The 15,400-nt window shown below is 51.5% G+C and carries 12 protein-coding genes; 5 read left to right on the forward strand and 7 right to left on the reverse strand.

Going from position 1 to position 15,400, the window contains the following annotated elements; all coding sequences use genetic code 11:
* Positions 1-17: 17 nt before the first annotated feature.
* The 3 genes from J4G02_01720 to dgoD all read right to left on the reverse strand — a co-directional run bounded on the left by J4G02_01720 (position 18) and on the right by dgoD (position 3,915).
* A complete protein-coding gene (locus tag J4G02_01720; GenBank protein ID MCE2393312.1) occupies positions 18-1,694 on the reverse strand; it encodes a von Willebrand factor type A domain-containing protein in 1,677 nt (558 codons plus the stop codon).
* Positions 1,695-2,070: 376 nt separating this feature from the next.
* Positions 2,071-2,790, reverse strand: coding sequence for a 16S rRNA (cytidine(1402)-2'-O)-methyltransferase (gene rsmI, locus J4G02_01725; GenBank protein MCE2393313.1), 720 nt, complete (start codon positions 2,788-2,790; stop codon positions 2,071-2,073).
* Entirely contained in the window at positions 2,791-3,915 is a 1,125-nt protein-coding gene (dgoD, locus tag J4G02_01730) for a galactonate dehydratase (GenBank protein ID MCE2393314.1), read from the reverse strand.
* A 352-nt stretch (positions 3,916-4,267) separates the two neighbouring features.
* Here dgoD and J4G02_01735 point away from each other — a divergent pair, with 352 nt between their 5' ends.
* From J4G02_01735 to J4G02_01755, 5 genes are all read left to right on the forward strand, one after another.
* Complete coding sequence (locus J4G02_01735; protein MCE2393315.1) at positions 4,268-4,504, forward strand: hypothetical protein; 237 nt, start codon at positions 4,268-4,270, stop codon at positions 4,502-4,504.
* A 90-nt stretch (positions 4,505-4,594) separates the two neighbouring features.
* Positions 4,595-5,776: an AAA family ATPase gene (locus J4G02_01740; protein MCE2393316.1), complete on the forward strand. Its 1,182-nt coding sequence runs from the start codon at positions 4,595-4,597 to the stop codon at positions 5,774-5,776.
* A 163-nt stretch (positions 5,777-5,939) separates the two neighbouring features.
* On the forward strand, positions 5,940-6,461 hold the full coding sequence (locus J4G02_01745; protein MCE2393317.1) for a DUF4276 family protein: 522 nt from the start codon (positions 5,940-5,942) through the stop codon (positions 6,459-6,461).
* 239 nt (positions 6,462-6,700) lie between these two features.
* On the forward strand, positions 6,701-7,876 hold the full coding sequence (locus J4G02_01750; GenBank protein ID MCE2393318.1) for a hypothetical protein: 1,176 nt from the start codon (positions 6,701-6,703) through the stop codon (positions 7,874-7,876).
* A 64-nt stretch (positions 7,877-7,940) separates the two neighbouring features.
* Positions 7,941-8,840 (forward strand): TIGR01777 family oxidoreductase, encoded by a 900-nt coding sequence (locus tag J4G02_01755; protein MCE2393319.1) that lies wholly within the window; start codon positions 7,941-7,943, stop codon positions 8,838-8,840.
* Positions 8,841-8,868: 28 nt separating this feature from the next.
* On the opposite strand, the gene J4G02_01760 is transcribed toward J4G02_01755, so the two are convergent.
* The 4 genes from J4G02_01760 to leuS all read right to left on the reverse strand — a co-directional run.
* On the reverse strand, positions 8,869-11,133 hold the full coding sequence (locus J4G02_01760) for an ABC transporter ATP-binding protein (protein MCE2393320.1): 2,265 nt from the start codon (positions 11,131-11,133) through the stop codon (positions 8,869-8,871).
* Between the two features lie 74 nt (positions 11,134-11,207).
* Positions 11,208-12,008 (reverse strand): phytanoyl-CoA dioxygenase family protein, encoded by an 801-nt coding sequence (locus J4G02_01765; GenBank protein MCE2393321.1) that lies wholly within the window; start codon positions 12,006-12,008, stop codon positions 11,208-11,210.
* Positions 12,009-12,121: 113 nt separating this feature from the next.
* Positions 12,122-12,940: a phytanoyl-CoA dioxygenase family protein gene (locus J4G02_01770; GenBank protein MCE2393322.1), complete on the reverse strand. Its 819-nt coding sequence runs from the start codon at positions 12,938-12,940 to the stop codon at positions 12,122-12,124.
* Between the two features lie 93 nt (positions 12,941-13,033).
* The coding region (leuS, locus tag J4G02_01775; protein MCE2393323.1) for a leucine--tRNA ligase at positions 13,034-15,400 on the reverse strand (2,367 nt) is incomplete at its 5' end.

A 15,400-nucleotide genomic window follows, 5' to 3' on the forward strand; every position in this document is an offset into this window, starting at 1 on the left:
AACGATGCGTTTCTGCTTCACTCAATCGGCTCCGTACTTCGTTCCTTAAAACGTGCTGCCTGGTTCACGAGGTGCAGCAACTCATCGCTTCGCTCGTCACGGATTTGAGGCAGGAGCCCTTCGATGACCTGATTTACGGTCTCTAAACTACCCTCCTGCGCCCAGAAACTGTCTCGCAGGATTTCCGCGAATTCTGCAACCGCAGCAGCTAACTGGAACTCTGGAGACGTATCTTCAAACGCATCTGTCAGTTCTGCAGCGAAGATATCCTCGCTGATTTCTGTGACTTGACGCGTGTCCGGATCCTCGTGCCGTATAAAAACAGTTGCGAGTTGTCCCACCGTGCCCTCATGGAGTTTGATCTCGTAGAGTGCCGTCACACTGTGTCCTGAACCAATTTCCCCGCCATCCGCATCGTCATCCCGGAAATCATCATGATCGAGCCGCCGGTTTTCATAGCCGAGCAAACGAAAGCGACTGACGACCCGCGGGTTGAAATCGACCTGAACCTTGGCATCTCTGGCAATAACCTGCAAAGTGCCAGTCAGGTTCGCCACAAAGATTCGTTTTGCTTCGTAGAGGGTATCGACATAGGCGTAGCTGCCATTTCCCTTGTTGGCGAGTTGTTCCATCAGGATATCGTTGAAATTACCCATGCCGAAACCGATCGTTGTTAATGTTATTCCTTCTTCAACGTGGGCACGAATCTCTCTAAGAATGGAATCGTGACCCGTTTCCCCGACATTGGCAACGCCATCGGAACAAAGAATGACGCGGTTGATGCTACCGAACCGTGCATTTTTTAGAGCGAGATCGTATCCTATGCGAAGCCCTTCCTCGGCATTTGTTGCGCCTTCCGGTGCGAGTGAATCAATTGCCCATAAGATTTCCTCGCGCCCCTCAACGCCCGTGTGCGGGAGTAAGACCTTCGCACGCGAACCGTAAGTAACGATGCCTACCTCGTCACCGGGGCGGAGTTGGCCAACCAGAAGCCTCAACGATCGCTTCACCAATCCCAACCGGTTCTCCATTGCCATTGAGCCGGATACATCAATTACAAACGTCAATATCGCGTCCTTACGGTTCTCGGTTGGAACGACTCGTCCTTGAATGCCGATTCGTAGTAGTTGCAGTCGCTTGCCTTCGCCAAATTTGGATGGCGCGCCTTCAATATGGACTGCGAATGCATCATGTAACGGTGCCTCATAATCGTAATCAAAGGCGTTGACAAATTCCTCGACACGCACGGCTTCCGGTGGAGGTAGGAGACCATCTCGCAGATAGCGTCGCGTGACCGAGTAGGAGGCGGTATCCACATCCATACCGAACGTCGAAAAGTGGTCGTCCTCCGTATCAATAAAGGGGTTAGTGCCATAATCCTTAAAGAACACATCATCAAAGGCTGCACCGTTTGGGGGATTCAATCCCGGAGGGAAAGAGTCGAACGCCGAATCAGCGTAGCCGTAGGCATCACCAGACTCAGCGTAAGAAACGTCATCATCGTCATCGTCGTCACTAGCACCGCAACCCATGTAGATAAGGACCACAAGACTGCACACTGCCAAGACAATCAGAAGTTGACAGAGAGATATGAACTTTGCTTTCATTATGGAATAGTCTCCTTTCTTTTTGACATAAAGCACCCGAACGTAAGAGCTAACCCATTGTATTACTAGATTCTGTTGACGTTTCATCGCAACTAGACAATCAAGAGGGTACACAAACGCATGATCCTTCGTAGGGGTTGGATCTCCCAGCTCTTTGTCCACACGTCAGAGACCATTTGGGCTTCTGTAGGTCGATTTTCCAAAATCGACAATACCTAGAACATCGCGCTACAGTCCGGGTGTTTTGTCGAGATATGAATCTCGACCTACAATCTGCTCAACTGTATGGTTAGGGAGTCTCATTTTGCCTAGAACGAAGGGCGAGGGAACCTCGCCCCTACGATTACGGATAGCCTATAAATGCCAACACGTTCTAATGACTTACTCTATGATTAGTTAGCCATTTCATGGAAATTATTCAGTTTATTTTGATTTTCGTTAGATAGGTATGTGCTCAGGTCCGCTACTCCTTGCTTGAAAGGAACCCCTCAATCACGATGGTAAACTCCCCTCGTGGCGACGTTTCTTGGAATTTCTGGATCGCTTCGGTCACCGTGCATCGAACAACCTCCTCAAACTTTTTCGTCAGCTCCCGTGCAATGGAAACTCGCCGATCTCCGAATACCTCGAGCACATCTTGCATGAACGCAACTATCCGGTGCGGAGATTCGTAGAAGATGAGGGTTCGCTTTTCTTCACGCAGCTCTGTGAGTTGGCGCTTCCGTCTCCCCGATTTCGGCGAAAGAAAGCCTTCAAAGACGAAATTGTGCAGGGGCAGCCCTGCAATCGAAGCCGCCGCAATGCACGCTGAAGGGCCGGGAATCGGTATGATAGGGATATCTGCTTCGATGCACTGGATTAGCAGCCGATACCCCGGATCCGATATTGTCGGTGTGCCGGCATCGGATACAAGTGCGATTGACTCTCCCGCCTTCAACCGCGCGACTAACTTTTCGCCCTTCTGGATCTGGTTGCCTTCAAAATAGCTAGTGGTCGGCGTACCAATCTCGTAGTGGGCAAGTAAGCGGCGGGTGTGGCGGGTGTCCTCGGCAGCGATCAGATCAACCTCTTTGAGGGTCCGCAATGCGCGAAGCGTGATGTCTTCCAGATTGCCGATCGGCGTGCTCACAATGTATAGGATACCCTCTGTTGATTTGACATCGGTGGGTTGTGCCATTTTCATTTAAAAGTCTGCAAAAGAACCGTCGTCCTCGTGCCAGAACATCCCCCGCAACCGGTAGGTTTCGTCCCGAAATGCTTCGATGGCTTCATCTTCCATATCCACGCCTAGCCCTGGTGCTGTCGGCAGCTCGATAAATCCGTCCTTCAGGATTAGTGGCTCGTTAAACAACCCCTGTCCGCGATTGTGACCGCCTTCGCAAATAAGTAGGTTAGGTATAGTCGCTATCACGTGCACCGACGCTGCGACCCCGATAGGACCGGCTGCGTTGTGTGGGGCAATCGCCATGTTGTGAATCTCCGCCATCGTCGCAATCTTTTTTAACTCCATTATCCCGCCGGAGTGTCGAATATCGGGCTGCAAGATGGCGCACATCTCGCGCTCGATTACTTCTCGGAAACTCCACCGCGTCAGGTGGCGTTCCCCTGTCGCAATCGGTACTGTCGTTGACTGTGACAACGCCAACAGCGGTTCGTTGTTCTCTGGATGGCACGGTTCCTCGGCAAATAGTGGTCGTAGCGGTTCCAATTCTCTCACGAAGATCTGCGCCATCGTGGGACTGAAGCGGCGATGGAGATCGACGGCGATATCCACCTCGTCGCCCACCGCTTCGCGCACCGCTGCCACCCGCGCCACCATGGAATCAATTGCTTTCGGTGTATCCACAAAACGCACGGGACCTTGCGAACCGCCCATCTTCACTGCGCTGAAGCCTTTCTCAACTGCAGCTTTCGCGTTCTCCGCGCACTCCTGCGGCGTCGATCCTCCCGATGCCGTGTATACACGGACGCGTCGACGTACCGATCCGCCTAGCAGTTTCCAGACCGGCAACCCCACCGCTTTGCCGAATACATCCCACATCGCCATCTCGATTCCGCTTAGCGCACCGACCAGTACCGGCATACTCCGGCTGTAACTGGATCGGAACATGGCTTGCCAGTGGTCTTCGATTTGCAGGGGGTCCCTGCCTACCAGATACTCTGCCATATCGTCTACTGCTTGCGCAACTGGACGCCAATGTTCGTAGTTCATCGGTTCGCCGAAGCCGACTAAGCCTTCGTCGGTGAACATCTTCAGAACCATCGAGCGTCCTCGTATCGGAATCGTTTCAAACCCTGTTATTTTCATAGTGTTCTCCTGTGTGTCGCCAAGATTGAATAGAAGAAATCCTGTCGTACATGATAATACATCGGGGATGTGGTGTCAATGGTGGAAAGCGCAAAGCCCAAGACGCAACTGTTCTCAGTTTTCGATTGAAGGCTCTGCTCGCAATCGGATATAATATCGCAAGTTGCCGTCTATCTTATAGGATTTACGCAGTTGGTTCATAAGTCCCCCTGATTTTCCAAAGTCCCCCTGACAAGGGGGATTTAGAGGGTTGGGGATTTAGGGGGTTAAAAATAAAAAATCTCGCGCTGCGTGCTGAATTTGCACAAGTCCTGTCTTAGAAGAACTGATTTTTTAGCAATGGAGGAACACAATGAGTCAAGACGGATTAAGTCCTGAGATTTACAAACAAACACTGGACTTCCTGCGAATCGGCAATCGTGCTGTCAAAAGGGCACAGGAGGAAGATCGAAAAAAAGGCATCCCAAATGTCTACTCTTTTAATGGGCACATCTACTACGAACTACCAAATGGGGAATTGACGAAGGATAAAAAAATAATAGACGAACTGCTCTCAGCCGTTGAAAAGAAACTTCAAGGTAAACATTAGAAAAATCGCAATGTTCACTTCTGTATTGATGACTGCCGCGCTAATTGCAGGACTTTCCGCGATTTGGGCTGACAAGATTGGAACATTAACATGAAAGATTCAACGTTTATCACAAGAGTTGCCCTAAGAAATTATAAGAGTATTGCCTCATATGATGTGCAGCTGCGCCCCCTGATGTTCCTCGTGGGGCCCAACGGCACGGGCAAGAGCAATTTTCTGGATTCTCTGCGATTTGTCGCTGATGGGTTGAATTCATCACTAGACCACGCCATACGTGATCGAGGAGGAATTAACGATGTTTACTGCCGCTCTAGCGGACGTCCAAAGTATTTCAGTATTCGCCTAGATTTCACCTTGCCCGAAGGTTCCACCGGACACTACGCTTTTCGTATCGGTGACTTTTCACGTGGCAGGTACAAAGTTCAAACGGAGGAGTGCGTACTTCAAAGCGTACAGCAACCTACACAGGAAGATTACTTCTATGTTGAAAACGGTACTGTAACTAAAACCAATATGGAGGTGGCACCGGCTGCTGCGAAGGATCGACTTTACTTAGTCAACGCCTCCGGGCTGACAGAATTTCGCCCTGTCTACGAGGCGTTCTGCCGTATGGGATTTTATAGCCTCAATCTTGATAAAATCAAGGATCTCCAAGCACCCGACCCGGGTGACCTACTTACTCGTGACGGAAGCAACCTTGCAAGTGTTTTTAAGCAACTTTCACCGTCCGTGAAAGGACGCATTAAGGAATATCTAGCGGCGATTGTCCCCAGCGTGGATAAGATAGAAGCTAGAAAGTATGGACCTAAAGAGGGGTTAGTGTTCACGCAGGACGTTGCAAAAGCAACGGAGTCCCAACGATTTCTCGCAAATAATATGTCCGATGGCACCCTCCGCGCGTTGGGGATTCTTGTCGCGCTGTTTCAGGGGAACTACGATCCGAAAAAGCGTGTGCTGCTTGTGGGAATCGAAGAACCAGAGAGCGCACTTCACCCGGCAGCGGTGGGGGTGTTGCTTGATGCACTCCGGGAGGCTGCTGACAAGACACAGATCATTATCACCAGCCACAGTCCAGACCTCCTTGATAACAAGGAGCTTGATCCTGAGTCAATTCTCGCGGTTGAAGCACATGATGGCATCACGGTAATCGCCGGTATAGATGAAGCAGGAAGGTCCGCAGTGCACGATCGACTGTATACAGCTGGTGAACTCCTACGCATCGATCAACTACAACCCAATCTGGACTCCATTGATACTGCAAAGGTGAAATAACGCTGTTTGTTTAGTTTTAAGAACGGAAAATTCTAAACCGAATGCAAAAGAAGGGAAGTTGCAGATGATAGTCAGAATCAGCTGCATTGTTGAAGGACATGGCTAAGTAAAAGCTGTACCAACCCTGATTACACGAATCGCAGCAACCCTTTATCCAGAATTGGTGATTGTTATACCGGAACCTATCCGCACTTCCAGAAGTAAAATTGTTCGGAAAGGTGAACTTGAGCGAAGGGTAGAATTAGCAGCTCAAAAAATTAAAGGCCAAGGTGCTATATTAATTCTCATCGACAGCGACGATGACTGCCCGGCAAAACTGGGGCCTGAGCTAGTCTGTCGCGCGTCAGAGGCTCGTAGCGATCTGCCGATTGCTGTCGTCTTGGCAAAATGCGAATTTGAAGCATGGTTCCTCGCAGCAGCCGAGTCACTTCGTGGCTATAAAGGGTTAAAAAACGACCTAACCTCTCCCCATAATCCAGAGGAGATACGTGGTGCAAAAGAGTGGTTGGGGCAACGGATGGAGGGCAACAGAAAATATAGTCCAACAGCTGACCAACCCGCGCTCACAGCCAGTTTCGATCTTGATCAAGCGCGTTACGCAGATTCGTTCGATAAGTGCTATAGGGCTATCGCTCACCTCCTCGACGAATTACAAAAAGCAGGCAGTTCACTACCTGCAAAGTAAGTTTGTGGCGTTGAGATTCATATTCCATCGCCCAAAAATGAATTCCAACCAACAACGCGTAAAGAATCAACATATTAGTGTAATCAGTCCGGGGCACCTTCCACTCCACCCTGCTTGTTAGGTCAGTTCCCCACACCAAAACCCTTGACAAATTTACGATTTCATGCCATAATCTCCATGGAGCACCAAGCAATCCGCTCCGATTAACCCCGCCTTCAAATGAATAAGGAGGAATGACAATGAGTACCGACCAATCAGCAGCGAAACCGTATCGTGCTACCGCCTTTGCCGACTTCAAACCCGAACTCTCAGCACCCGGCGCCACACCAGAGCGTTTGGAACACCTGAAGGAGCACGGCTTCCTCATCATCAACGACTTTGAAGATAACCCGTGGATCCCGATTCTGCGCGACGCGGGTCGCCGTATCACTGAGGCGTGCGCACCTGCCAACGGCTACAGCGTAATCGACTGTTCAAAAGCCTACGTGCACCGCACAGGCGACGATGAACCGTGGGCAATTCGGGGTCTCATCCATCCCGCTTTCAAGGAGCCCTGCTTTGCTGAATTCCACGGTTCTCCAGAGTTCCTGAACTTCGTTTCCTCTTGGTGCGATGGACTCGGACCGGAAGATATGGTGATGGGTGGGATGCTGCTGTGGTGCAACCCCCGTCTGCGTGAGAACGGACCGAGTTGGCACCGAGACGTGACATGGTGGGGCACCGGGAAGTCATACTTTGCACAGCGCGAAGTCCGAGGCGATGGGCCCGAGGCGTATACCGAAGAGATTGAAAGAATCCGCTGGGCAGAGATTCAAGAAAGCAATGAGAAGTCCCCCACTGAACGGAACGGCGTGAGCATGTTCTTGGCGCTGGTGGACGACGAATGCCATGAGCTGATACCGGGTAGCCATACGCGATGGCGCACGCCGTATGAACACGATGTGCTGCTGCCACAAGCGATGAAGGATGCAGGTGTGCCGCACACGCCGAGTTGGAATGGTAAGGATCCATTACCGGGGCAAGTTGCAATAAGACTCAAACCGGGGCAAGCGCTCATTCGCAACGGTGCGACGATTCACACGGGGCACGCTGTCCCCGAACGTGAACGGAACACGTTGTCAATCGGTTGGTCGAAATGGTCGGGCGAGTCTACCGAGGAACCATCGGTGGCGGACGTGCGAAATGCGTGGCAGCTCGATCCTGTGGTGCGCGAAGCATTGCCCCACGAATGGATGAAGACCACATGGGACCGTTGGGCGGAAACACAGAAGTTGGGGGACACGCTTGAGGATCGGTACCCGGGGTTCGACATCAATCGGATCAAAGCTGGGGAGGTTATCGGCTGGCGGACTGAGTTGGAACGTCAAGCCGCAGCGGCAGGCGAAGCGTGGGAACCCTTCCAAACAGCGAAATAGAAACCGAAAAATGTAATCCTAAAGTTCGCCTCCACGTTTTATCCCTTGATGGAGGGAAATAGCTATGAAAGTTCTCATAAGCGGCTCAACGGGCCTCATTGGATCTGCACTGGTTACACTGCTCACCGAAGCGGGAGATGATGTTGTCCGGTTGGTTAGATCTGCACCAAGATCGGATGGATCGGAAGTCCACTGGGATCCAGAATCAGAACGGATTGATACCGTCGGCCTTGAAGGGATGGATGCGGTGGTCCATCTCGCCGGGGAGAATATCGGTTCGGGTAGATGGACCCGCAATAGAAAAGCACGGATCTTTGACAGCCGCGTCAAAGGGACCCGGTTGCTCTGCGAATCGCTCGTCAATCTCAACCACCCGCCACAGGTACTAGTATGTGCATCGGCTATCGGCTACTACGGCAGTCGTGGGGCGGAAGTTATGAATGAGGAAAGTGAGTCGGGTGCAGGTTTCTTAGCAGACGTGTGCAGAGAGTGGGAAATCGCCACAGAGTTCATCGGTCAGGCCGAAATCCGCGTCGTCAACCTCCGAATGGGCATCGTCCTGAGTCTGGCAGGGGGACCGTTGCAAAAGATGCTGCCTCCCTTCAAAATGGGAGTTGGCGGGATATTGGGTAATGGACGGCAGTATATGAGTTGGATCACGTTAGATGATGCTGTGACTGCTATCCACCACACACTGATGACGGATAGTTTAGAGGGACCAGTCAACAACGTCGCTCCCCACCCGGTCACCAACCGTGAATTTACAAAAGCACTCGGACGCGTTCTGAGGCGTCCGACCCTTTTTCCGTTGCCGAGCTTCGGGCTTCGCCTTATGTTCGGAGGGGAGATGGCGAATGAACTCTTTCTCTCTAGCACCCGCGTAGAGCCTGTCCGTCTCTTGGAAACCGGCTATACGTTTCAGTATCCTGAACTTGAGGGCGCCTTGCGGCACGTTCTCGGCTAACCTGCAACCTGCGAACGATAATTCGGCGCTATCTCCTGCCTTGGGAGGGGTCATTTCTGCCACCACCGACTGCTATGATCGCCGATGTTTGCTGCTGCGTATGGACAAGATTATAAAAAATCCCCTTCCGATGCATCAGTTCTTCGTGCGTACCCACCTCTGCAACCTTACCGTCATCCAACACAACGAGCCGATCCGCGTTGCGCAGGGTAGAGAGCCTGTGTGCAATCGCAAAAGTTGTTCTTCCCTTGACTAGCCGGGCGATAGCTGCCTGAATCTTTTTCTCCGTGGCACTGTCAAGGGAGGAGGTCGCCTCATCGAGGATCAGGATCTTCGGGTCGTGCAGAATCGCTCGGGCGATGGCGATCCGTTGCTTTTCGCCGCCGGAGAGTTGTCCCCCGCGCTCACCCACCTTTGTGTCATATCCATCTGGCTTGGCAGCGATGAACTCATGCGCTTCTGCCGCAATCGCCGCGTTGACGATCTCATCCAAGGTCGCCCCTGGCTTACCGTAACCGATGTTTTCAGCGATTGTGCCATCGAAGAGAAAAACGTCTTGATGGACCATGCCGATATGACGGCGTAGATCTTCCAACCGAATCTTCCGGATATCCACACCATCAATATCCAAGTGCCCGCGATTTACATCGTAGAACCGGCAAATCAGGTTAATCATGGTGCTTTTACCGACCCCAGATTTGCCTACCAATCCGATCATCTCGCCCGGTTTTACATCCATGTTAATGTCGTTGAGCACCGGTTTGCCTGGATCATAACCGAATGTAGCGTCCCTAAACGCCACCCGCCCTTCCATTTGGGGCATGGCGGTCGCCTCTGGATCCTCAGCTAACTCAGACCGTGTGTCCAAAATCTCGAAAATCCGCTCGGCACCGGCGAATGCACGGGACATAAAGTTATTGATTTGACTGAAGAACTGCAAAGGTTGATAAAGTTGGTAGAAATAACGGGTGAACGCTAGGAGTGTGCCGAATGTGAGTACCTCGTGTATAATATCCAGTCCGCCAAAGTACCAAATGAAGAACATCCCGAAACTGAGGACGAAATTCATCACGGCATAAAAGATGTGCCAGCTTCGTTCACCGGTAACACTCACAGACCAGAGTTCTTCGTTCCGCGCATTGAACCGCATTGCCTCCCGGTCCTCCTGTGCGAAGGCTTTTACGACTCGGATGCCGGAGATAGACTCATTCAGGTGTGAAGATAGCTGTGACCACTTGGCATGCCAACGGGGCCATATACGCCGCATGCGCCGCCAGATTAGCACACCTCCAAACAGAATCAACGGCACCGGGATTAGCGCACAGATAGTTAACTTCCAACTCAGATAGAGACACACGAAGAAAGTACCTATCAACATCAGCACGTTGCGCAACATGAAGGGCAGACCGAAAACCAAAAACATCTCCAGCCGATCAGCATCATTGGTAAATCTAGAGATTAGGCTACCTAGCTGCCGTTTGCTGTAGAATCGCAGCGGCATATACTGGACGTGCTGAAAGAGCTGCGTTCGGATATCTTTGCAGGTTCGGCTGGAAACATCGGACCTCAGTAAGCCACCCATAATCTCAAAGAGGAAAGTCACGAAGAGGATCCCGAAGAGTTTGGCTATGGGCAATCTCAGCATCTCAAAGCCTTCGGTCAGTGTGAGAGCGGAGTCTGCCATCGGCGTGAGAACCTGATCGATCATATCTCGAACAATCAGCGGTGAATATAGGTTGATTAAGGGGCTCGCCGCAACGAAGATCATGAGGATGACGACCTGGGACCGGTACGGAGCCAAGTAACTCAGGATTCGCTTCATTGTATCCCATGTCTTCACGCAAGCGAGGCAGATACCATCTTTCTCCGGCAGCAGCTGTCCGCACGTATCACACCGTGAGCGTTCCATCTCCGTCGGCAGCGTAGGCGGTTCCCCCTTGGTGAGCTGTTTGATCGCTTCGGCGACCTCAGCAAACTTGGGACTCAACGAGTTAGAGTAGTATAGATAGGTGGGTTCACCCCTTCCATGTTCCACCTCCAGGCGACCGGCCCCGATCAGCTCCTCAATCTTTGTTTCTGTAATGACTTTGAGCGGCACTTCCACAACGCCGTCGGCTCCCTCCGTAGGGATAACGAACAAGTGTTCGTCGGTTACCACCAGCCACTGTTCCCCAAAAGATCCGTCGCCAATTAGATCGGTCGCAACTTGAATATGTGTTTGTTCTTCCGGGGGTTTTATATTTTGGAGTTTGGTGTCTACCTCAGGAGGCAGCGTTTCGAGAAACGGTTTCATCCTTGTATGCAGTCTCCCCTAAGGGTGGAGGGTGCGGTGTAACTTGTGCAAAGTGACATACAAATTTCTCACATCTAGAGATAATTGAGAAAGCCGAGTTCCCGCTCCCGATCAATCCAGCGCTGACGTTTTTCGCTGCCTTCATGATTGGCAGCCCAATAGGTCATGATGTCACGATGCGTCTCAAACGGCAGCCCAGAATTATTCGGCTCTTTCACACTGTTGGAGGCTCGCTTTCGGGTTGCGGCCTCCTCTTCGGGTCCTTCGGGATTTTTATAATAAACAACTGTACACATCCGGCGGTCGACCGCACCGCCCCAACTCGCATGCCAACAACGCACATCAAATGCAACTACATCGCCCGGTTCCGATTCACAGATGTAAGCTGGGACATCGCAAATATCGAGTCCATAGCTGTCTAGATTGTCTCGCAGCTCGCTGTGTAGTGGATTCTTGTGCGATCCCGGAATCAGTCGCAATGCGCCGGTTTCTGCCCCGACTGGTTCAAGGTAGTAGGCAAATTTGACACCATAGCAATCCTCAGTCGGATCCACATAATGGTCGGGATGCCAGCGCGTGTGACCGACATAGCGATTGGCATCGGAAACGATACCAAGGGCATCTTCACCATACAGTTGTTCTGTCGGTTTATAAAAGCGGGGATCCTCAAGTAGCCCTCCGAAGAATGGAGTCTCAGGTCCCATGGTCCGTACCCAATGCCTATACGTCCCATCAAATGGAGCGTGACGGTAGGCGGAAGTTAAGGCGTGTTCAAACTCAGCGTTGATGGTTTTGATCTCCTTCGGGCTAAACAACTGACGGAAGATCAGGAATCCGAAGGTATTAAAGTGATTCACCTGTTGTTCTGTGAGCATAGTATACCTCCTGTGTCAAAGGATTTAGGGCAGCGTTCAGATCAGGAATGAAAAGCGATTCATATTCCTTGAATACCTACAGTTTCTGTCCTTGCCCGCGCGGTCAACATTTGTCACGCCGTTGTCTCAGGTTGAGGCGCGTCCAGATAGCCCAGTTTTCCCATCCGATCTATCCAGTGCTGACGCTTGGGGCTTTTTCGCGGATTTTCGAGCCAGTGCGGATGGTATTCGGGTCCAGGTGTATCAAAGGTATTCCGAGCGAGTGTCGCCCGGAGTTGTACATTTCCCGCCGCCGCTTTACGAGTCGCCTGCTCTTCCTCTGGAGTGTGAGGATTCTTGATAAATATAATAGAGACCATCCGCCGATCTGTCGAACCACCCCAACTAGCATGCCAGAGATGAAAGTCAAAGGCGACCACATCACCCGGCTCCGTCTCGCAGCTATAGGCTGGAACAGCACAGACATGGTCCGCAGATTCGCCTATATTCCGATGAACTTCATCGTGGAAGGGCCTCCGATGCGACCCTGGAATGAATCGTAGCGCACCGTCGTCCGCAGCCAAAGGTTGTAGATATATGGCAAACTTGAAACCGTTTAGCTGGAAGTCATCGGCGTCGGGATGCCAGCGTGTCTCGTTCACAAAGCTGCCGGCATTACAAGAAAGTCCAACAGCATCTTCACCGTAAAGTTGCTCCGCTGTGCTGTAGATGCGCGGGTCCTCTGGTAACCCGGCTAGGAAGGGGGTCTCGGGTCCCAAATTAGGCCAGCTCATATATGCAGGCTCATCATCGGGTGATGTATACCGTTTCGTAAACGAGAGTCTCAACTCAACTTCAGCGTTGATGGTATTTAGTTCGTCCGGATTCAACCACTGCCGCAAGATTACGAATCCATAGGTATTAAAGTGACTGACCTGTTGCTCTGTGAGCATGGTGTACCTCCTATCTCGAAAGGTTTTCGCTTATTCCTACTTCCCGTATGCGTGCCGGGGTGACACGTTAAACACGTACAGCGCTAGCTCAATTCAAACCACGATATTCGCCAGTCGATTGGGCACAACGATGAACTTCCGCACTGTTTTGCCTTCAATATGTTTCTGGATGCGTTCATCAGCAAGGGCAGCTTCCTCAACCTCCTCATTACTTGCATCAACAGTAAGCTGGATTCGGCTGCGTAATTTTCCGTTGACTTGGACAACGATGGTAACCTCTTCACGCTTGAGGACTTCTGGATCGTAGGTGGGCCAAGTTGCGTGAGCGATCAACTCCGCTTCTCCGAAATGGTCCCAGATATCTTCGGCGATGTGCGGCGCATAGGGCGCAAGCACTCGTAGGAACATCTTCATCGTTTCTTTCGGCACTGTCGCCGCCTGTGTCGCCGCATTGACAAATACCATCATATGACTGATCGCTGTATTCATCTTGTCGATCGATTCCGTATCCTCGGTGACATCCTTTATAGTCTGGTTTATCACCTTCCATAGCTCCGGATCGCTATCGACAGGCGCATCGGTCAGCTTACCGCTCAGCTCACCTGTATCTTCATCAATCGCCAGACGCCACACCCGCTGCAGGAATCGATAAACACCTTCCACGCCCCGCGTCTGCCACGGCGCACTGACACTCAGCGGACCAATAAAGAGTTCATAGAGACGCAGGGCATCCGCTCCATACGCGTCAATGACCTCCTCCGGCGTTACGACATTAAACCGAGACTTTGACATCTTTTCAATCTGTGTGTTCGTCCGCACTCCGGACGCTTTGACGAACCATTCTCCCTCCCGCTCCTCCACCTCACTCGGCGAGTAATATTTACCGTTATCATCCTGATAGGAATAGGCGAGGATCATGCCCTGATTAAAGAGTTTCTGAAACGGCTCTTTCGTGGAAACTAACCCACAATCGTACAGCACCTTGTGCCAAAAGCGTGCGTAGAGCAGATGCAGCACAGCGTGTTCCGCTCCACCCACATAAAGATCCACCGGCATCCAGTAACGCTCCGCCTCGGTCGACCACGCTTCGGCTGTGTTGTGCGCGTCCATATATCGCAGATAATACCAGCAGGATCCCGCCCACTGGGGCATTGTGTTTGTTTCCCGTATTCCTTTCCGTCCGTCCGGCAGCGTTATCATCAGCCAGTCATCTGAAGCACGCGCGAGGGGCGGTTTGCCATCGGGGGTCGGCTTATATTCATCGATAGGCGGTAATTCCACTGGAAGTTCGCTCTCAGGTACGGACATAATTGTCCCATCTTCTAACTGCACAGTGGGGAACGGTTCTCCCCAATAACGTTGACGGGAAAAAAGCCAATCGCGTAAGCGGTACTGTACCTGCACTTTCCCCTTCCTTTTATTTTCGAGCCATTCAGTCATCCGTGCTTTTGAATCTTGAATATTAAGTCCATTCAGGAAATCGCTGTTAATTGATGGACCGTCGCCGAGGTAAGGTTCGTCTCCGTGATCACTCGGCGGTTGCACCGTGCGAACAATTGGCAGATCAAACGTTTTGGCGAATTCCCAGTCGCGATCATCTTCAGCGGGCACCGCCATGATTGCACCTGTACCATACCCCATCAGTACGTAATCGGCAACCCAAATTGGGATTTCTTTGTCATTTGCTGGGTTGATTGCATAGGCTCCCGTAAACACGCCGGTCTTCTCCTTGGCGAGATCTGTTCGCTGCAAATCGGTTTTGTTCCTCGCCTCGTCAACGTAAGCCTGCACCTCTGACCTGTGCTCGTCTGTCGTGATCTGTTCAACCAACGGATGCTCCGGTGCAAAGACGCAGTACGTTGCGCCGAACAGTGTATCCGGTCGGGTTGTGAAAACGGTAAATGAAGCGTCCGTGTCTTTAATCACAAAATCTACATCTGCCCCCTCCGACCTTCCAATCCAATTCCGCTGCATCTCCTTGATACCTTCGGGCCAGTCCACATCTTCAATATCCTCTAGAAGCCGATCGGCATAAGCGGTAATCTTCAGCATCCACTGTCGCATCAGCCGCCGTTCAACAGGATCACCGGTTTCAACGTACTTCCCATCCTTAACCTCTTCATTAGACAGAACTGTTCCTAGCGCCGGACACCAGTTTACAGGCACATCCGCGAGGTACGCTAACCCTTTCTCATAAAGCTTGAGGAAAATCCACTGTGTCCATTTGTAGTAATCAGGTGCCGAGGTACTTACCTCCCTATCCCAATCATACGAGAAACCGATCTGTTTAATCTGCTGCCGAAATTTGTCGATGTTACGTTCCGTAACAATAGCAGGATGAATATTCTCTCGCTCGGCGGTGCGTTCAATGGTTAGCCCAAACGAATCCCAACCCATCGGGTGCAGTACATTATAGCCCTGCATACGCTTCATACGTGCCAGCACATCGGTAGCCGTGTA

The organism is Candidatus Poribacteria bacterium (genome assembly GCA_021295755.1).
Taxonomy (GTDB): Bacteria; Poribacteria; WGA-4E; order WGA-4E; family PCPOR2b; genus PCPOR2b.